At 37.1% G+C, this 19,334-nt stretch carries 23 protein-coding genes and 1 pseudogene; 7 read left to right on the top strand and 17 right to left on the bottom strand.

Going from position 1 to position 19,334, the window contains the following annotated elements:
• Positions 1-127: 127 nt before the first annotated feature.
• The 5 genes from dapF to M3182_RS20290 all read right to left on the bottom strand — a co-directional run bounded on the left by dapF (position 128) and on the right by M3182_RS20290 (position 4,658).
• Positions 128-1,084, bottom strand: coding sequence for a diaminopimelate epimerase (dapF, locus tag M3182_RS20310; RefSeq protein ID WP_251426704.1), 957 nt, complete (start codon positions 1,082-1,084; stop codon positions 128-130).
• A gap of 452 nt (positions 1,085-1,536) precedes the next feature.
• Positions 1,537-2,112 (bottom strand): redoxin domain-containing protein, encoded by a 576-nt coding sequence (locus tag M3182_RS20305; RefSeq protein WP_251559805.1) that lies wholly within the window; start codon positions 2,110-2,112, stop codon positions 1,537-1,539.
• A gap of 101 nt (positions 2,113-2,213) precedes the next feature.
• Entirely contained in the window at positions 2,214-2,984 is a 771-nt protein-coding gene (locus M3182_RS20300; RefSeq protein ID WP_251559803.1) for a hypothetical protein, read from the bottom strand.
• 102 nt (positions 2,985-3,086) lie between these two features.
• The gene (locus tag M3182_RS20295) at positions 3,087-3,932 is read right to left on the bottom strand and encodes a patatin-like phospholipase family protein (protein ID WP_349775468.1); all 846 of its coding nucleotides are present in this window, start codon (positions 3,930-3,932) and stop codon (positions 3,087-3,089) included.
• Positions 3,933-4,337: 405 nt separating this feature from the next.
• Positions 4,338-4,658: a DUF4870 domain-containing protein gene (locus M3182_RS20290; protein ID WP_251426696.1), complete on the bottom strand. Its 321-nt coding sequence runs from the start codon at positions 4,656-4,658 to the stop codon at positions 4,338-4,340.
• A gap of 157 nt (positions 4,659-4,815) precedes the next feature.
• Here M3182_RS20290 and M3182_RS20285 point away from each other — a divergent pair, with 157 nt between their 5' ends.
• Together M3182_RS20285 and M3182_RS20280 are read left to right on the top strand one after the other, a co-directional pair.
• Complete coding sequence (locus tag M3182_RS20285; protein ID WP_251427639.1) at positions 4,816-5,595, top strand: undecaprenyl-diphosphate phosphatase; 780 nt, start codon at positions 4,816-4,818, stop codon at positions 5,593-5,595.
• 456 nt (positions 5,596-6,051) lie between these two features.
• Positions 6,052-6,612, top strand: a complete 561-nt coding sequence (locus tag M3182_RS20280; RefSeq protein ID WP_251426694.1) for a GNAT family N-acetyltransferase — start codon at positions 6,052-6,054, stop codon at positions 6,610-6,612.
• A gap of 62 nt (positions 6,613-6,674) precedes the next feature.
• Here the strand turns inward: M3182_RS20280 and M3182_RS20275 are convergent, their stop codons facing one another.
• From M3182_RS20275 to M3182_RS20260, 4 genes are all read right to left on the bottom strand, one after another.
• Entirely contained in the window at positions 6,675-7,877 is a 1,203-nt protein-coding gene (locus M3182_RS20275; RefSeq protein WP_251426692.1) for a DHH family phosphoesterase, read from the bottom strand.
• A 111-nt stretch (positions 7,878-7,988) separates the two neighbouring features.
• Complete coding sequence (locus M3182_RS20270; RefSeq protein WP_251426690.1) at positions 7,989-8,744, bottom strand: CAP domain-containing protein; 756 nt, start codon at positions 8,742-8,744, stop codon at positions 7,989-7,991.
• A 404-nt stretch (positions 8,745-9,148) separates the two neighbouring features.
• Positions 9,149-9,673, bottom strand: a complete 525-nt coding sequence (locus M3182_RS20265) for a YbaK/EbsC family protein (RefSeq protein ID WP_251427636.1) — start codon at positions 9,671-9,673, stop codon at positions 9,149-9,151.
• A 214-nt stretch (positions 9,674-9,887) separates the two neighbouring features.
• Positions 9,888-10,667 carry an SDR family oxidoreductase gene (locus tag M3182_RS20260; RefSeq protein WP_251426688.1) on the bottom strand — a complete coding sequence of 260 codons (780 nt, stop codon included), beginning with the start codon at positions 10,665-10,667 and terminating at the stop codon, positions 9,888-9,890.
• A gap of 167 nt (positions 10,668-10,834) precedes the next feature.
• On the opposite strand from M3182_RS20260, the gene M3182_RS20255 reads away from it, so the two are divergent.
• Complete coding sequence (locus M3182_RS20255; RefSeq protein WP_251427634.1) at positions 10,835-11,308, top strand: Hsp20/alpha crystallin family protein; 474 nt, start codon at positions 10,835-10,837, stop codon at positions 11,306-11,308.
• A 19-nt stretch (positions 11,309-11,327) separates the two neighbouring features.
• Positions 11,328-11,846, top strand: coding sequence for an Hsp20/alpha crystallin family protein (locus M3182_RS20250; RefSeq protein ID WP_251426686.1), 519 nt, complete (start codon positions 11,328-11,330; stop codon positions 11,844-11,846).
• Between the two features lie 236 nt (positions 11,847-12,082).
• Here the strand turns inward: M3182_RS20250 and M3182_RS20245 are convergent, their stop codons facing one another.
• The 3 genes from M3182_RS20245 to M3182_RS26615 form a co-directional block, all read right to left on the bottom strand.
• The gene (locus M3182_RS20245; protein ID WP_432806727.1) at positions 12,083-12,406 is read right to left on the bottom strand and encodes a sensor histidine kinase; all 324 of its coding nucleotides are present in this window, start codon (positions 12,404-12,406) and stop codon (positions 12,083-12,085) included.
• A gap of 287 nt (positions 12,407-12,693) precedes the next feature.
• Positions 12,694-12,876, bottom strand: coding sequence for a cell wall metabolism sensor histidine kinase WalK (locus M3182_RS20240; RefSeq protein WP_251559801.1), 183 nt, complete (start codon positions 12,874-12,876; stop codon positions 12,694-12,696).
• Between the two features lie 435 nt (positions 12,877-13,311).
• Positions 13,312-13,458 (bottom strand): helix-turn-helix domain-containing protein, encoded by a 147-nt coding sequence (locus M3182_RS26615; RefSeq protein WP_490715556.1) that lies wholly within the window; start codon positions 13,456-13,458, stop codon positions 13,312-13,314.
• A 284-nt stretch (positions 13,459-13,742) separates the two neighbouring features.
• Between M3182_RS26615 and M3182_RS20230 the strand changes: the two are divergent.
• Positions 13,743-13,868, top strand: a pseudogene (locus tag M3182_RS20230) (response regulator); the annotation flags it as partial.
• Here M3182_RS20230 and M3182_RS20225 read toward each other — a convergent pair.
• Positions 13,836-13,997: a hypothetical protein gene (locus tag M3182_RS20225; RefSeq protein ID WP_251559799.1), complete on the bottom strand. Its 162-nt coding sequence runs from the start codon at positions 13,995-13,997 to the stop codon at positions 13,836-13,838. The pseudogene M3182_RS20230 and the gene M3182_RS20225 sit on opposite strands and share 33 nt — an antisense overlap.
• Before the next feature lie 252 nt (positions 13,998-14,249).
• On the opposite strand from M3182_RS20225, the gene M3182_RS20220 reads away from it, so the two are divergent.
• Positions 14,250-14,492, top strand: a complete 243-nt coding sequence (locus M3182_RS20220; RefSeq protein WP_251426677.1) for a DNA alkylation repair protein — start codon at positions 14,250-14,252, stop codon at positions 14,490-14,492.
• 30 nt (positions 14,493-14,522) lie between these two features.
• Here the strand turns inward: M3182_RS20220 and M3182_RS20215 are convergent, their stop codons facing one another.
• From M3182_RS20215 to deoD, 4 genes are all read right to left on the bottom strand, one after another.
• Entirely contained in the window at positions 14,523-15,347 is an 825-nt protein-coding gene (locus M3182_RS20215) for a hypothetical protein (RefSeq protein WP_251426675.1), read from the bottom strand.
• A 112-nt stretch (positions 15,348-15,459) separates the two neighbouring features.
• Positions 15,460-16,965: a lmo1851 family serine protease gene (locus M3182_RS20210; RefSeq protein WP_285868990.1), complete on the bottom strand. Its 1,506-nt coding sequence runs from the start codon at positions 16,963-16,965 to the stop codon at positions 15,460-15,462.
• Positions 16,966-17,355: 390 nt separating this feature from the next.
• A complete protein-coding gene (locus M3182_RS20205; protein WP_251559797.1) occupies positions 17,356-18,135 on the bottom strand; it encodes a M15 family metallopeptidase in 780 nt (259 codons plus the stop codon).
• Between the two features lie 170 nt (positions 18,136-18,305).
• On the bottom strand, positions 18,306-19,010 hold the full coding sequence (gene deoD, locus M3182_RS20200) for a purine-nucleoside phosphorylase (RefSeq protein ID WP_251426672.1): 705 nt from the start codon (positions 19,008-19,010) through the stop codon (positions 18,306-18,308).
• 170 nt (positions 19,011-19,180) lie between these two features.
• Between deoD and M3182_RS26250 the strand changes: the two genes are divergently transcribed.
• Positions 19,181-19,309, top strand: a complete 129-nt coding sequence (locus M3182_RS26250) for a hypothetical protein (protein ID WP_285868950.1) — start codon at positions 19,181-19,183, stop codon at positions 19,307-19,309.
• Positions 19,310-19,334 lie beyond the last annotated feature (25 nt).

Below are 19,334 nucleotides of genomic sequence, written 5' to 3'. Positions count from 1 at the left end.
GTAGTGATAATTCGTAGGTTTTCGGGGAAAAGACTAAGTCTAGCGTTGCGAATGCATTCAAAAACACCCCAAAGGTTAGATTCTTCATTCTAACTTTTGGGGTGCAGTATTAGTAACGTTTTTTTATTTAAGCTAGAACAGATTGGGCATGTTCTTGCAAGTTATTATACGCTTTTTGCTCATTGTATTCTTTTTTCTCAACAATTTTGTTCGTTTCTGAATCAACTTTAGCTTTATACATATATGTTGCATTCCCAACCAAATCTATTGTGTACTGGTTATGCTTCCTGTGCACCACGCAACGAACCATACCTCCGTTGTTATATACAGAAATCGTATCTCCTACTTGATTTTCACCAATTAAGCAAGTGACTAGACAAGAAGAAGACATTGCGGTACCGCAAGCGTTGGTAAAACCTACCCCTCGTTCAAAAGTTCGAACGTAGATTTTCCCCTTTTCCAGTATTTTAATAAAACTTACATTGACTCCATCTGGAAACAATTCATTTGGGCCATTAACCTTTTCACTTAACTGCTTTTGCAAGTCTGAATCAATATGTTCTTGCCCCACAATTGCAACAAGGTGCGGGTTCGGAACAGCTAGAGCCGTAAACAGAAGCTCATTTGACAGTGCTGGAACTTTTTCTTGAATCAACTCAGACTGCTCTAACTGTAAAGGCAGGTCCTTTAGCTGAAAGGAAACAGGTGAAATCTCCACATTGTATGTTGGTACACCTGGGTAAATATCAGCCTCTTTTTTAACCTGTAGATTCGCTTTCATCGTTTCAACAACCGCTTCTTCTACACCAAGTTTTTCACAAATATAACGTCCAGCACAGCGTAAACCGTTGCCACACATTGATGCCTCAGAACCATCAGAATTAAAGACACGCATTCTCGCATCAGCCACTTTACTGTTTAGAATAAACAAGATACCATCAGCACCTAGATCTGTATTACGATCACAAATAGTCAATGCTAATGCAGCTCTACTGTCCTCCGTAAACCCATAATCTTGATCCATTTCATCTATTAAAAGAAAGTCATTCCCAGATCCATGACATTTAATTAGTTCAATCATCATACAAGCCGCCTCCACTCTATATACTATATTAAAAGATGCCACAAAACTTTCGATTGTTCAACAAATAATCAATGATTTCCGCCCATAACCACTTCAATTTCTCATTTCAATTATCTTCTATCACAAACAAATCCAGTGCCAAAAAAAGACAGACCATCCTAGTACTGGATGGTCTATGCTTTAGTAGAATAAGCGTAATATGGGCTTTAGCCCGTCACAATTTTGCGCGACTCCCCATACCCTTACCTTAAATTCGTCAATCGGAAAGTATTTAATTATGGCTCTTTTCTTAAACTTTGTTGCCTTAGAACAAAAATTAAAACTAAAGAGCTAGGTGAATCATTTACGCGAAAAGAACTTGCAAACTTAATTTAAACATATGAAATGGCTACAATTGCGTTAAAATCGACTTTAAGATTTTAACAACCTTCTTCCGAAAACAGCCTTAATTATTAAGGTAGTTTCTTTATTTCACCTTCAAGATGTTCTTTAGTCATTCCCCCGACTGTGATACTCCGTATCACTCCATCCGAGTCAATAAAATAACTTGTTGGATAGGCCATGATTTCATAATCGCTAGAAACCCGGTTCTTCTCATCCATTGGAATTGTAAATGTAAGTTCATAATCAGAAATAAATTTGGCGACATCTTCTTTTGATTTTTCGGTTATCGTAGAATTAACTGCTAGTATTTCGAAGCCGTCGTCTTGATACTTTTCATACATTTCCTGCATATAAGGCATCTCATCCTTGCATGGTGGACACCAAGTTGCCCAAAAATTTACTAACAGTTTTTTCCCACGATAGTCGCTTAATTGGACTTCATTGCCTTCTAAGTCTACTAAAGAGAAATTGGGGGCTAAACTATCTACCTCCAAAGCTATTGGAAGCTCATTGGCATTTTCTATTTTCTTATATTTCCCTGTCAAACCCAATTGATTAAACATACCATCTTCCTTAAAGACAATCATGTCTATAGCGACTAATACCACTAATAAAATACCAATTACACTTAAAAACTTCTTCATCTAGCCAACATCCCTTCTGTAAAAAGCTCCTGATGTCATTGTAAATCGAAACGAACATAAACTGCATCAAAAAAGTGAAATCTTTCTAACGATTGTTCCTATTAATGATCTTTATATTGAAAATCACTAATAATTGATGCAAATGTAAGTAGCTTGTCCGAATGATTAGCTGAAAGGTCAAATGATAAAATCGGGGTATTTACATCAAAACGATGATTCCATTCGGTAGGCATCCATCCCTTTTGTAATTTAGATACCTCTCTTACTCCAGATACCATCCGCACATCCGTAGAAATGGATGAATGCTTTTGTCTTCTCAATTCCACACCGGTATCAAAAATAAATCCTGCCTTATCTTTCACCTCATAAATGCATTCAACATTCCATTCAAGACTTAGAACTTCTATCCGTTGATTGTTAGCTATAAACATAGCTAATAGAGTCCCGCTAGAGTCATATAAGCCATATGTTTTTGTTAGAAACTTATCTAGCATGTCGGGCATCAAATACCGCCAAATATTCTGATGAATCTCTTTTATTTCTCCTATCAATAAACTATTAGGATGAAACAATAATAACTTTAAGGCAGGGGCAGGTGCCGACATTAATAGATAGTCCGAATAGGAAAAAAACTGATTTCCTATGCTTCCTTGGATCCCAAATAAAACCTCTTTAGATAGCTTTTTAAAGCGCAGATACCCAAAGTATTGAATGAGTGAAAAAGCGAAAAACGGGAAGAAAATCAAACCTAGAGGCGGCCTTGAGGGGAGTAGCAAGCCTACTGCTAAAACTGCAGTGTATACAGTGATCGCTAACACAAATGCATACAAATAAGATTGGGCTGTTTTATGATAGTATTGTTGAATGCTCATATCTATTCCTCACACTTCTATAACGTATTACTCTATTCTATTAGCACTTCTACCAAAACATTCGCAAAAAAGAAGCCACCTAAATCATTAGGCGGCGATTTTCTACCATGTAGCCAAGCGATCAGACATACTTTTAGCATCTTCATATCCTTGCCAGTATAATGTTTCTAATTTAACAGGATTTCTTTCCATCCGACCAACCTCAAGTGGTACCGTCGGCCTGATAATTAACACATTGCCTTTCTTTTCTTCTTCAGACAAATAGGCGATTGTCTCATTATAAACTCGGTACCTTTTGGCTAACGCTTGTTGAAGCCCTCTATAATGAGGATACTTTCGCTTCACAAAGAAGTTGAATTTCGATGGTTTTTTTAAATAGCCTTCATTTCTCGTTAAAACGACCACATTTCGTTTATTCCCATCCTTAACAGACTTTTTAATTGGAATCGGATCCGTTATTCCTCCGTCGAGAAGAGTTTTATTTTTAAACTGAATTTCTGGAGCAAGAAACGGCAAAGAACTGGAAGCACGAATCACCTTCAAGATGTCTTGTCCATAATCCTCCTTTGAAAAATATATCGGTTCGCCAGTATGACAATCAGTGGTTCCTACTACAAACTCAGATGTAGTCTGATAAAATTGATCATAATGATAAGGTACAAGCTTGTTAGGAATTTCATCAAAAACGAAATCCATTCCAAAAGCCTGACCAGTTTTAAAGAAGTTTCTCCATGAGAGATATCGAGGGTCTGTTACCATATCAACATTCACTTTCTTGTTCCTACCTCTTTGCTTAGATAAATAAGAGGCAGCATTGGCCGCACCCGCTGAAACACCAATTACATATGGAAAGGAAATCTCTTGTTCTAAGAAGTATTCGAGAACACCTGCGGTATAGACTCCTCTCATCCCACCGCCCTCTAGGACTAATCCTGCATTAATTGCCACTACTATTTCCCTTCTTTCTAAAACAATCCATTCATTCAATCATATTTTAACATATTAAAATCCGTAAACTGCCAGTGAAAACTCGTGATTGGTAATCTTTAACACAAAAATAGTGTAGAAAGCCCCACTCGGTTGCGTTCAAAACAGGCATGGTGAAGGACAAACTCAACTAAGTGACTCAAGTTTGGATTCACTTTAAAAAACCGAACATAAATCTTCATTGAATGCTGTTTCGTAAAGATTGTTAAAATCCTAACGCCGAATTTTAGGTAGTAATCATCATTTTGTAAGCTTAAATTTTAGTTAATAGGCTCTTTGAAGTATTGTTTTTCAAAAGCAATAAAGTTTGAAAAAAGAGCCTTATTAAAAGAAAATGGATAGGTTCATGAACCTATCCACTGGTATTTATAAAATTCTAAAAATAAACGGAATCCGATACTCTGTTCCTTGATAAGCTTTAATCGCACCGACAATAGTAAAGATAACTCCAAGAGCACCTACAATTGGTAAAATAACAAAACCGATTAACACAATGATTAGAATACTACCAATAAAACTATAAACAGCATAAGATATTAAGAAATTTAAGTATTCTCTACCATGGTAATCAATAAATGCCGACTCATTCTTTTTCACAAGCCAGATTACAATGGGCCCAATAAAAACAGTAAAGAAACTAACAGCATAAATAGCCGCAGCTAATATTCTTTCCTCATTGCTAGGCATACCCATTCCCCCTTTATATATCTTACGTTTCCCTTTATATAAAAGTTTCATTGTTCCTTTATATTTTTCGCCTTGCTAGATGTGAAGTTCTTGTTTTGGACAACTTGAATACATTTGTAATACAAGCAACTTCTATGAGGTGATAGTTATGGAGATGATGTCGAAAATCGAAGCATTTATTCTTGGAGTCATTCAAGGATTCACCGAGTTCTTGCCGATTTCAAGTACTGGACATTTGTATCTTGGGAGGCATTTATTTGGACTTGACGAAGCTGGCTTGTTACTGGATACCATGCTTCACACCGGTACTTTATTAGCAGTTCTTGTTATCTATAAGGATGAGCTTCTTGATGTCTTGAAAAACCCACTAGGTAAGACGGCTAAACTCCTAGTTATTGGAACAATCCCCGCGGTAGTCGTTGGTGTGTTGTTCAATGACTTCTTTGATTCAATTTCTAAAAGTGGACTTACCATCGGTTGGGAGTTTCTTGTTACAGGGATCATTCTTTGGATGGCGGATGGCATTCGGAATGGAAGAAAGAAAATGAATCAGATTACCTACGGAGATGCATTATTCATCGGGGTGTTCCAATCCGCTGCAATTATGCCTGCCTTATCTCGTTCTGGTTTAACCATTGCTGCTGCATTATTTAGAAAGTTAGACCGCGAAACCGCTGCTTACTTTTCGTTTTTGCTTTCGATTCCTGCGATTGCAGGCGGAGTGGTTTACAAAGTACCAGAGCTCTTTTCTGGAGCTAGTGAGGTCATATCACTCGGCAGCTTAATGGTTGCAACAGTTGCATCTGCCCTTTGTGGTTATGTAGCTGTTGTTTGGATGATTCAATTCCTACAGAAAAAGTCATTAAAGGTTTTTGCAGTGTATGTTTGGATCCTAGGGTTGGCTGTCTTAGTTCTACAATTCACTGGTATATTTTAAAGTCGGTGTTCTAAGATCTTGTTACTTTTAAAAGTGTTTGTTAGTTGTTTCAGTGTATAATCAGTCACTAATACTAAAACTAGGAAAGCAACTTCTTACAGCATGTAAAATAACTTTTGCCACGTTAACTGGAGTTATAAAAGTCATTTTTAAAATTAACTTTTATAAAATTAACTCTCCGAATTTAATGGCAAAAAAAGGGGGAAAAAGACGAAAAAAAACTATTTCCTTTTTCGCTTTTTTTTAGTATGATTTCTATGGAAATTGTTTTACCGAAAAAATTCATATCGGAAATGTAATAAGGGAAGGCAAATGGTGCGCCACCAGTATCCTGGTTCTAGTGGGTTCGATTCCCACCCCGAAATTTTTTAGCGACTTTACAAAAAATTTCGAGGGTGGGCCATGTCTATTTGAACATGGAGAAAATCTGCCCTGCAATTAGGAGGGATACAAAAAATGCTCAAAAAACGCGAACTGCAAGATTCTCACGTTCTATTCGAGCTTATGTCGCATCCAGATGTTTTCCCTTTTGTTCGTCAAAAGGCCTATTCTTACGATGAGTTTGTTTTCGTCACAAAACAAACCATTGAAGCTGAAGAGCGCGGGGAATTAATTTCAAGAACTATTTTAGATGACTGGGGTGCCCCCATCGGAACCATTAACTTATTCGACATTCAAGACAATGCAGGGTTTCTTGGAACATGGATTGGGAAACCTTACCATGGTAAAGGGTACAATGCTCCAGCCAAAGATGCTTTTTTCCAAGAAGTATTTTATGAAAAAGGTATTGAAACGATCTTTATGCGTATTCGAAAGGAAAACATTCGCTCGATTAAAGCAGCTGAAAAGCTTCCATATGTGGTTAAAGCTAATGACACACGAGCTTCCATCTATAATCAATTAAACGCAGACGGGGAAATCTACGACCTTTATGAAATTCCGAAGGACCAATATACTTTATATCAACTTCGCGAGCAAGGACAAAATGGTGAAGAAACACACCGTTTAGAAGCTTAATGCCTGAATATACTCTAGTAAAAACGAAAGGGAGCACATACAAATGTTGCTCCCTTTCGTTTTTATTTATTTTTTTCTTTTATATAATAATCGATTAAATAATTTACATAAATATCATCTCGTGAAAGCGCAGCGGCATAATTTCTTTTCAAATAATTTTCGGCACTCTGAAAATCGGCAAAAGACTCATTAAGTTGGGACTCTTTTGCTTTTGTTTCAATTCCCCATTTATTTTCAGCTTGTGGATAGATAAAGAATTTGTCTCCTTGACGATTCTCATATAAAGTTCCTTTAGGAGATTCTTTTACATTATAGCGATTTTTGAAAGCATCCTGGCGAATTGGATCTAGCGGGTAAATATCGATTACATATTGTTCGAAAGCGTCTTTTCCCATTGAACACCCTGATGCTTTAGCATGTCCGCCTCCGCCAAATTGGCCGGCAACTGCAGACACATCGACATGGGCATGAATCGTGCGAAAACTTATTTTTTTACCACCGACATTTAAAATGGCTATGTAATCAAGATGAGGATATTCTTTCCCTAATTCATTCCCTAGCTCGGAATGATACGATTCAGCGTGTACGATCCCCGCACAGTAGTCATCAATAAACGTTTGAACTAATTCCCTTTTTTTCCTACGGACATAGCGTTCAATTTTGTCCTCTTCCATCAGCAACAGCTTTTGTTCAAACTCATCGAATTCAAAGGAGTCTTTTTGAGTGGTTAAACGCTCCAACATTTTTTCTTCGAATTCGTCAATCGAAAACATAAAAAACAAATCGTTCAAATGCTTTGCTTTGATATTGTCGTTTTTGTCCCATTCCCATGTGTCATATTGACGAACTAGTTCTACAAATTCATCTAGCGCCTTAGTTTTTTGAATCCACTTGTTTTCTAAAAGATGTTCATAAAGTAGCGAAGTGGCTGATGTCAATCTCCCGTCCTCGTACTCAACACGAACAGAACCCCAATCATACTCATTAAAATGAAGAGCCGTTTTATGATGATCTATAAAATTTACTTTTGCACCACTCCGATGTAGTTCTTCTACCCGTTTTGTATTCTCTTCATTTATGGATAAGTCGGTAATAAATAAATGATACTGGTCGAGTTTTTTCTCATGATCAAATAAACGTTCTAATTGCGTATCTAGACCCATTACAGAGTTATAGCGTACGTCCACTTTGTCACCAAAAGCCAATTTAGCGACAATTCCACCCCCTACTCCATCCAAGTCATTATGCGTATATAATTTATACATCCTCTTCACCTGCTATCTAAACATTTCTTCCCATAGGGTATCATTCTTTTCACCATTTTAACCACAAAAAAGCCAGGCACCCAAAAAATGGATGGTGCCTGGCACCTTACTTTATTTTCCAATGAACATTTGTGTCCAGTAGTTCCCATTGGATACATGACCTACACCAATGTGAGTAAATGAGCTGTTCAGGATGTTTTTACGGTGTCCTTCACTGTTCATCCATGCATTAACAACTTCTTCAGGTGAACGCTGTCCCATGGCAATATTTTCTCCAGCGGAGCTGTAGCTAATTCCAAACTGTTTCATCATATCAAACGGTGAACCATACGTTGGACTTGTATGACTAAAATAGCCATTCTTTTGCATATCAGAAGATTTTTCCCTTGCTACTTTACTTAATTCAGTATCAAGCTTTAAGGCAGGAAGGCCTTGCTTTGCACGTTCCTGATTTGTAAGTTCAACAACTTGTTGTTCAAAAGCACTTACTTCTGAACTAGCTTGCGTTGACCCTGGTTTTTGTGTTGGCTGCTCTTTAACTGGTGCAGTCGGCTGTTGAGTAGGTTGCTCTTTAACTGGTGTTGATTGTTCAGGTGTTTTTACCGGCTGCTGTTCTTCTTTTGTGTTTTCTTGCTTTTCAGGTTGTTCCACTGGTGATTGACCCGCGTTCCAATTAAATTGATAGTCTTTTAAATATTTTTGTAAAAAGCTATTTAAATGATCCATATTAAAAGAATCAGTTTGATAAACATATACTTTTTTCTCCACATTATAGGATGGAGATGCTGCGTCCGCTTGGTTTACTCCAGCTGAACCTAGTAGTATTGCAGCTGTTGCAGCTACTGTGACCATCATTTTCTTTTTCATGTATAAGTTCCTCCCTAGAAATCTGATGTCTTTCTTGCACTTACATCATAGCATCGGTTTTTTGTAATATTTCAGTAAGAAATTTCCACCAATCTATTTTTTCGCATATTTATCTTTGAGAAAAATACTAGATTTCAATTCGATTGATGTTAAACCCACTGCTTGTCTAAGTTAAAAGAATAAAAGTTTGTTATTACCATTAAAAACCATAAGTGTGTAATCCAACCAATAAACCCAAAAAAATCAACAAAAAAGAGGTTGACAACATTTTATGTCGCCAACCTTTTTTACATAGATTACGGTAAAATGACTAGTTTTAACAATAGATTTTCTAGGTTACGGAAAAACAATAAAGTGAATAACCTCATTAGGCTACCTTATTTCTTTCCCATAATGTTTTAATATTAGGAACCAAAATCACTACTTACAGGTAACGCCTGTTCAGATGGCTCCTCTAGCTCCCAACCTTTACAAACATTTACCCAAGCCTTCGCATTAGAATATTGGGTTAGCTCGTCTAGATTCAGTTCAATGGCAGAATTAATGCTTCCACAAGCAGGAAAAACCGTCTTAAACCTTTGCAATGATTCATCCAAGCAAACCTCTAAATCGTTTGCTAATCCAAAGGGACAAACTCCACCAATCATATGCCCAGTTTGCTCTAAAACTTCTTCAGGAGTCAGCATCCTCGCCTTAAAGCCATATGTATGACGAAATTTTTTATTATCGATTTTAGCATCTCCAGCTGCAACAATAAGAATCGCTTTCTCTCCTTCCCCTCTAAATGAAAGAGTTTTTGCTATCCTTGCTGGAATAACCCCAATTGTATCAGCTGCTTGTTCGACCGTCGCACTTACAGATTCAAATTCCATTATATCTTTCTCACGGTTCCATTTCTTAAAATGAGCTTTCACACTTTCTAATGACACCTTTCTCATCTACCTTCCTATTCTATTATTTTCTACACGAGTCAGTATCGACCGTGATTTAATAACCTAATCTCGTTCTTTTTAGATTTTAAAAGCAGCCGTCTACTTTTAAGTATATTAAAGTTCAGAAAATATTTAAAATAGATAGCTTATGTACTAAATGTCCTCAGTAAAAAAGCCAACCAACAAGGGTCAGCTTTGAAACACAAAACAACTATCCTTCGTTCCTAAAGACCTTACCTAGAACATCTTTCCCACCTGTAACCGAAATAACACCACCCGTAATAAAATCGGATTTTTCATCAATAAGAAAAGAAATAACCCTTGCAATGTCTTCACCTGTTCCTGGTCTTCCGATTGGAACAGAATCATCTAATTGTCCAATTGCATGATGAATGTCCTCTTCCTTCCATTCTCCTACAATGTCACCAGGACACACCATATTAGCGGTAATTCCATTTTCCGCTTCCTCTAGAGCAATCGTCTTTGTAAGGGAAGCTAAACCAGCTTTTGCTGCTGCAAAAGCGGAACGATAAATCCATCCTGATGTTGATTCAACACGGTCATATCCAATTGTAATAATCCTTCCCCATCTTTGTTTCCGCATTGCAGGAATTAACAAACTTGAGAGATAAAAAGCGGAATTGAGATTCCCATTGATCATATATTGCCAATCTTTAAAACTATAGTCTGCCATTCTTATCCGTTCATGAACATACGGTCCTGCATTGAGTACTAGAATATCAATTGCTGAACCTCTTTTGACTGCTTCATCGACCATTTGGCAACATTGCTGATAATCTGATATATCCCCAGCTACTAAGTGGGTTTCCGTTCCATAAGTCTGGGTCAATTCGCTCGCAAGTTCCTCTGCTTTTTCTCGACTATTCCGGTAGTTTATTACTAGGTCAATCCCCATTGAAGCTAACTCAACCGCTGTCCTCCTGCCAATCCCTGTTGCTCCTCCAGTTATAAAGGCTGTTTTTTTACCCACATTCATACCCCACATTTTTTTATTGCTATTACCATTATAGTAAAGACAACAATTCGTTTATGCAAATCTTAGCCAAACACTCTAATAATATTCATATTCCTTAACAACTAGGCTCATACCTGCATACACTGCAATATAGTGGAACTCAATAAAGGAGGAAAAGCTTGATGCTCCCCTGGAATCATCTCCCTTTTAATGATGAAATGAAAAAATCACTAAGTAACTTGAATCCAAATGAAATCGATAAATATGTGCAAAATATGGTTTCCAAAATGTTTCCTAAAAACATGGATGGGATGCTAAATCCTCAAGAATGGCTTAAAAGTGTGCAAAATATTCAAGATGAGCCTCTGTCATCCAACAAGCTGGATACCCAACTCTTTGAAACACATGATTTTGTTTTTATTCGTATTCCTATCAAAGAGGATAATTGGTTAAAGAATATGAAAGTTTTTCATACTTCACATGAAGCAATTATTGAACATATCCCCACCTTAGATGATAAGCATATTTTAAAATTACCTGCAGCGGTGAAAAAGAAAGGAGCCGTAGCAAACCACCGAAATGGCATTCTTGAAATTCGGATCCCAAGAAGCAATCAAAATGATATATCTGAGATTGGGATAAGTGAAGATCAATAGAAAGCACGGAGGGATAAAAATGGATGAAACAAAATGGAAGAATTGGCTCGATTTAACGAAACAGTATGCTGCTGAAAGCTTTTGGAAAGAAGTCTTTAATCAAACAAACCAGCCCTCCTCACAAACTGAAAATTTAGGAGCGGCTCTTTCTACTGTAAAGAAGGAATCGAAAGTCAGAAGCCTCTTTCCACCTTGTGATATGTATGAAAAAGAAGATATATTATACATTCAAGCTGAATTACCAGGTATCAAAGCAGAGGATGTTATCGTTAAACTACAAGGCGAATCTCTTTTCATCGCTGGAAACTATGGCACACTACAACCTAAACTTCAATATTATTTAAAAGAACGATCAGATCGAAGTTTTGAAAAAGCCATTCAATTACCTGTAAAAGTGAAAAAAAATGCTATAAACTCGAATCTACAAGATGGTGTTCTAACTATTACACTGCCAATTCTTAAGGAAGAAGTTGCTGTTCCAATCTATATAGAAATAAACCGATCTCCTTTATACAGCGAGAATCCTAAACAACAATAATAAAAAGGGAAAAGAGCCTGATTACGGCTCTTTCGCTTTATCTATTAGGCTTTTTCCTTATCCTTTGTTATTTCTTTAACGCAGTAAAGTGGGCCTTGTTATAGCATTAAAACAACCATTGTTTAATGGTTACTAAACTATTAGAGTATATAAAATCAAAATAGACCTTCTGCTTAGTCACTTAAGAACCCGAAAGACTTAGTCTCGCTACCCGTACAACCGTGTAATATCAGTTATTAAGTCCTTTTAAATAGCAATTTTACGGAAGTCCCTTTTCCGTAGACACTTAACATTTCAATCCTACCGTTATGTAAAGTCATAAGCTTTTCTGCAATAGTCAAACCTAACCCTGTGCCACCTTTACTTCTAGATCTCGCTTTATCAACGCGATAGAATCTTTCCGTAATTTTTTGAAGATCTTCAGTAGGGATGCCAATTCCTGTACCCGAAATTTCAACACATGCACCAAAGAGGTGTTTGGTGAGTGTCAAATTAATTTCACTCCCCGAACCCGTATACCTAATGGCATTATCCATTATATTTTGTAAAAATCTGTTCAACTCGACCTTCGTCCCCGTCAATAATGATGTCTGGATTTAATCAAACAGAAAGCTTGAGCTGCTTTTCTTCTAATACATGAGAATATTTTTGAACGAAGTCTTCAAGTAACTGCCCAAAGGAAAGGGGGGTTTTTCAAGCCGAAGTTGTCCTGCATCCATTCTTGATAAATCCAATAAATCGGAAACCAACTTTCCCATCCGCCCAAGATACTAATCTTGTTCAGTCCTTGACTTGATGTATCTAGAAACCAAGCCTTCACTATAACCACGGATGTAAGAGATCGGTGTCAGTAATCTCCACTTGATACTTTTTGGGCGGCTCGCTTCATTTCATCCAAAGGTCTTGTCAACCGATTAATCAGTATGTATCCGAGCATGAGAGCAATTGTAATAAAAATGACGCCTCCAAGAAGCCAAAGAATTGTAAAGTCATGGGTTAACTCAGAAATGTTCTCAAGAGGTATGTACAAATATAGGATTCCTTCTAGTTCGTCGTTATCTAACAATGGTATAAGTACAGAAATATTTTCCGTCCAAAAAACTTTTCAAGTCCTTTTTTAGAGATCATTTTCCCGTCCTCAAGTTGTCCTCGCTCCACTTTGGAAATGAGCGTAGCGTTTCTAGCTTCGTATGGTAAACAACCACTTAACTCTGTAGGATCTTGAACTAAAAAAACCTCCAGTTCAGATTTTTCATGCTATTTTTTGCCTTAATTCCTCAGATAATGGCCCAGATTGATAATCTTGTGCCAATAATTTTCCTGTTTCAATTAAACTCTGCTCCAATTGGTCTACATAAAGCCGTTCATAAAAAAGATAAGATAAAATAAATGTACCGATATCGTGATAAGGATTGCAACAGTAATGGTTAGGCATAGCATCTTTAGTAAGCGTCCGCTATATACTTCAAGTTACTAGCACCTCAAATTTATAACCTACCCCCCAGATGGTTTGGATATAATCACCAATTCCCAATTTCATCCTTAGCGTCTTTATATGAGTATCGACTGTACGTAAACTCTCAACATAGGCAATTCCCCATACATTTTGCAGCAGCTGCTCTCTACTGAGAGCTTGTGAACTGTGGTTAATTAAAAAAAATTAGTAATTCATATTCTTTCAAAGTTAAAGGAATCATTTTTCCATCTGCACAAACTCGGCGAGCTTTTTTATCCAGAGTAATCTTCCCATACCTTGTTATCTTTTCATCTTGAACATTCGGAGTCTTCCTTGGTAGTACCGCGCCCATCCGGGCAATGAGTTCTCCTGGGCTAAAGGGTTTTACAATGTAATCATCCCCACCTCACTGTAAAGCCTTTACTTTACTTGAACAAATAGATTTAGTGATATTAGACATAATGATGCCAGAGGAAGATGGTTTTCAAGTCTGTGAAACAATTCGATCGTATTCACAAGTCCCGATTATCTTTTTATCGGCCAAGGGAGAGGAATGGGATAACGTCCAAAATTTCATGTGCGCGTTTTGCACAATCCGCTTGGTAACAATGATATCCTGAATTCTCCAAATAAATTTGGACCAAATCTCGCATATCCTGTTCATCGTCAACAATTAATACTTTCATCGGGTGCATGTACTTCTCTCCCTTAATACAAAACATGTTGGTTGAGTCTTTGACCTTATCACATTCATTATACTGCAACCGTTTCATACCAATTGTGAAACTTCTAAGGAGAGTTCCTCAAATGCTTTTTCTAACGTTATCATTTTCACGTTTAAATATTATCAATTTTTTTCAATCGCTTTGTCCTTATGCAGCCTGTATTCTTACATAAATTCTCCTGTTAAAGTAAAAAATAGGGAATAAAAAAAAGGGGGGAATATGATGACTGTTCCTTATCGCTGTCCAAACTGTCGGACGAATAAAAGTAGATTTAATCTGATTAGACAAGTTCCTCAATCCGTCAAGCTAAATCCACAATCAGGAGAAGTTGTCGAGGAGTTTACCAATAATCAGCTTGATCCATTTCACACACCCTATCGGGGACCAGAGTTACGAGTCCAATGTGGCGTTTGCGGTTTAATTGAGGATGAGCAGAGATTTATTAAATTCGGGGAACAAAATTAGAAAAAAGGCTGAAAATTTTCAGCCTTTTTTCTAATTCACAAAATCAATGTCTATTTCATCTAGAAACTCAACACTGTCCACTTTCCAAGCCTCCGCTGGGGAAAAACGTGTGACGCGAAGATTTCCATCATATCGAAAAGGTCCAATCCCCTTAAGTTGTAACACCAAACTTATAGGCACTTCGATCACTAGTTCATCTGCTAGTTCTTCTTTGGGTACTTCGATTCGGCTAACTGTGACATTTTCAATCTTTGGGAAAACTTTTTCCCATTTAAGTGCTTGAATAGAGGTTAATTGAACAATCCTACAATCCTGTTGTTTGAGGCCAGCAAGATATGCATTCGTAGCCTCATACGGACTACTATTAGCTAAATATCTGTCCAACCTCCCAGCTGATTTTAATATCATTAATTTATGCGACAAATCCATAAAATTTGTTCGATGAGTTTTGCTTCCATAAAAGTGAATACAAAAATGACCAGGAAAATTATTTTTTAAAGCGCCAGCACCATGAGGCATTCCATGCATCGAAGCTGCAATTCTTTTTCCTTTCGCTAAAACGATGATTGCCCTTCTTTTCCAGCTCCATTTTCCATTATAAATTTCTTTCATTATCTTGGTATCCGCCTCTGTAATTGGTTGGACGTCTGCGTGGCGATTGCCAGCTCGACGTTGAACTTTAAATTTTTTCCCTGTTTCGAAATCAATGACAGTGAACTTGCTATACCTGGGAAGAATTTCATTCACCTCTTCCCAAGGAAGCATTTCAACTTCCACCTTTTGGGCATTTGCTTGATGTTCAAGAAAGAAGAAAATCAGCAAAGAGATGATGATTGTTGAGCGCAAGATACTCATTTTTTCACCGCTTCCATTTTGGTCTGCGAAGAAAGTTTTTGCTAAATCCCCCTTTGTTATTCGTTTTCCACAAAAAAACCAACCCCCTATTTATATAGGAGTTGGCTTTTGTTTATTTTTTACTTAATTCTTTTTGAATTACCTCAACTGCTTTTTCTATTTGTGGATCTTCGTCCAACATTTTATCCCGAACAGCATTCATCAATTCCATAGTAGACTCTTCCTTTAAGGAACCTGTCTCCTCTAGTTCTTTATCTTTTTGGAATTGTTTCACTGCTTCACTTGTTTTATCATCAAAATACCCATCTTCTCTTCCCGGGTCATATCCAAGCACTTTTAACATCTTTTGTGCCGATTTCACCTGCTCAGAAGCTGTTGAGATTTTTAATTCCATTTCCGGATCGATAAACGGGAGAGAAGCGTATTCTGGCATAGGCACTTCATAATCTGGTTTAATCCCTTTTTGATGAACCCAATTGCCTTTCGGAGTTAACCATTTTTCCGTTGTTAATTTAATATTAGAACCATCAGGAAAATCCTCAGCACGTTGAACGGTCCCTTTCCCGAATGTAGTCTGGCCAACAAGCGGGACATTAGCCGATTCACTTACAGCTCCAGCCAATATTTCAGATGCACTGGCGCTTCCCTTATCAATGACAACTACTAAAGGGAAATTCCCAAGGTCATTTCCAGATGAGGCGTATTCCTCGACATTACCAGCACGGTCTTCAACTTTAAATAACAGCTTACCTTCTGGAACAAATAAGCTGGTAATTTTTATAGCCTGATCCAGTAAACCACCAGGATTCTGACGCAAGTCTAAAATAAGCCCGTTCATACCTTGAGATTCCAAATCTTTCAAAACGTCTATTAGTTCTTTGTAAGTATTTTCAGAGAAATTGGTAATTTGTACCTTTCCTATTCCATCTTCAAGCATTTCCCCATATACCGTTTCAATTGGAATCGTATCACGTGTAATCGTGACCTCTGTTGGTTCAGCATTACCTCGTTGAATCATTAGCTTTACTTTCGTTCCTTTTTCTCCTCTAATCAATGCGACCGCTTCGGTTGTGTTCATGCCTTGAATGCTTTTTCCATCTACAGATAAAATAACATCTTCAGGAAGTAACCCAGCCTTTTCAGCAGGCGATCCCTTTAGTGGAGAAACAATGGCAATATGTCCTTCTTTTTGCTGAATTTCAGCACCAATACCTTCAAATGAAGATGAGATACTTTCATGGAAGCTTTTGGCATCTTCTAAACTCATGTAATCAGAATAAGGGTCATCTAATGAGTCCACCATACCACTAATCGCACCATCAATCAGTTTTTCTTGGTCAAGATCAGTGTAATAATTGTCCTTTAATGTATCATACGCTTCGTATAATTTTGCAAATTCTTCTCTTTCTCGTATCACTTTAACAGCTGTCTCATCATCACCAAATGCGAGAGCAAATGTTGTAATCCCTGCTGTAATAAACACAACAAAAAATAAAAGCATGGCAAAATGAAACTTTTTTATTTGCATAACATTTTGCTTTGGTTCTTCCGTCTCTCCCAATTGTTCAGAAGGACCCTCTGTCTCTCTACGCTCACCATTCGGTTTATCTTGGTCCATTTTTTCACCACTTTCAATCACTTAGCTATCATAGTGCTGCTCTATTTTTTAGGATAACACTTTTGTAAAAAAAAAAACAGAATAATACTACTAAATCAATTAAAAGAAAACAAGATAATCATTCTAAAAAACAAAAAGGAATTAAATGCATAAATAGTATATTTCCAGATTGCAGTAATCCAATACTCTATCTTTCCCACTGACCGCACTAATCTGCGCACCATCTGCCTAGTCAACAATTGCATGCCGTACAATTGTCTTAAATGTCCTTTTCTAAAGGAGGTCTCATAAAAGGAAAGGTAAACTTCAGAATTTAAAGGGGTTCGGTATAGGAAAATCCGAACCCCCTTATGTCTTTATATAGAACAGCGCAATATTAAAAAATTGACACTAAACACTATCTTTCGTTTTTGTAACATTTTCAAAATATTCTTCTAAGGTCCAATCTCTTTCGTAGATAATTGTCGCGATTGCTTCCCCTACATATCTAAAGTGCCACGGTTCATACATATATCCTGTAATTTGTTCTTTCCCCTCTGGGTATCTAAGGATAAACCCATATTTATAAGAATTTTCCACAAGCCATTTGCCTTCAGTGGTCTCTCCAAATTCCTCATTTAACTTCAACCCTGCACTCAAACTCGAAATATCCATAGCCAAGCCTGTTTGGTGCTCACTATTACCTGGTGTAGCAACTACTTCAGCCGCCTGTTCTTCACCGACTTTTTGAATTTCTGCATTGTACAATTGATTTTGACGTTCATAAGAGCGGTAACCGGAAATTGCATATAGATCTATTCCACTATGCTCTGCCTCAGCAAACATTCTTTCAAGTGCATCAGCTGCTTCCGATCTCAATTTACTTTTTTCAAGATTTTTATTTTCAAAAGAAAACGGTACATCGGGCGTAACCAAATCATCAGGTGAATAATTAGAAGGCAACCCAATAAATTTATTCACTAAGACAAATGTATTTGAAGCATTTTGAATTACTTCTTTCCCGTCTACCGTTATTGTTTCGTTAAAGAACGAAGCTTCTAAATGCAGTTCATCAAGATTATCCTCAGATGCTTGTCCAAGGCCTGAACCCTCAGGGAGCTCAACCGAAGAGTCATTCTCATGGAATGGACCATTTTCAACAATTGATAGCTTGTCTTTCAAAAAATCCATTTGTGTACAACCTGTAACTACCATTAACACTATACAAGTTAAAAAAATCTTTTTCAAAATAAATCATCCTATTCACTTCATTGAAAAACACTGACTAGTTTAACATAAAGAAAAGATATATTCTTCATTCTTACCCAAAAAAACCCTTTCCAAAAGGAAAGGGCTAAAATTTATTCTTTTATTACTGCTTCCAAGGCCACTTCAATCATATCGTTAAAAGTCGTTTGTCTTTCTTCAGCCGTCGTTTCTTCACCAGTTAAAATGTGATCACTAACAGTTAGGACTGACAATGCACGGCGATCTAGCTTTGCGGCTAATGTATAAAGCGCTGCTGTTTCCATTTCGACAGCTAAAATATTATATTTTGCCCATTTCTCTAATTCCGCATTATCATTATAGAAGTGGTCAGCTGTAAAAACATTTCCAGCTTTTAGATTTAACCCTTTATCTTGTCCAGCTTGGTATGCTTTTAAAAGTAAATCAAAGTCAGCTGTGGGTGCATAATCGACACCACCAAAAGTTAAACGGTTCATTTGTGAATCAGTTGAAGCGCTCATTGCAAGTATTACATCTCTAACCTTTACGTCTTTTTGGATTGCTCCACATGTTCCAACCCGTACTAAGGTTTGCACATTATAGCTATTCATTAATTCATTAATGTAGATGGAAATTGACGGAACACCCATTCCTGTTCCTTGAACAGAAATTCTCTTTCCTTTGTAGGTACCGGTAAAACCAAACATATTACGAACTTCATTGTATAGCTTGACATCTTCTAGGAATGTTTCAGCAATATATTTGGCACGTAACGGATCCCCGGGAAGTAGGACCGTTTCTGCAATTTCATTTTCTTTTGCATTAATATGTACACTCATGATTTAAACCTCCATCTTTTCTAAGCAGATTCGACTAAATCATACCATATTCTGTGTTCACTGGGAAATCTCGGTACGAGTATTTTTAATGGCAGCAGGTAAAGCTAGGAATAGCTTGCCCGATGATGGGGTGTAGCCTACTTTAGAGAAAGTTGAAAGGGGGTTTCGTAATGGGAAAAAAACACCGAAATCGAATAAACTCTCCTAAAAAGAATAATCATACTCCACCTGAAGCCATTGTTGCAGAACATGAAGCGCATGCAAAAGAAATCGAATCTGCTAAGCAGCGAAAAAGATAGCATAAAAAACGATGAAGTATTTAAA

The organism is Mesobacillus maritimus (assembly GCF_023715205.1).
Lineage (GTDB): Bacteria > Bacillota > Bacilli > Bacillales > Cytobacillaceae > Mesobacillus_B > Mesobacillus_B maritimus_C.
Note: the sequence above shows the minus strand (reverse complement) of the source record. Positions and strands in the feature narration are given on the sequence as shown.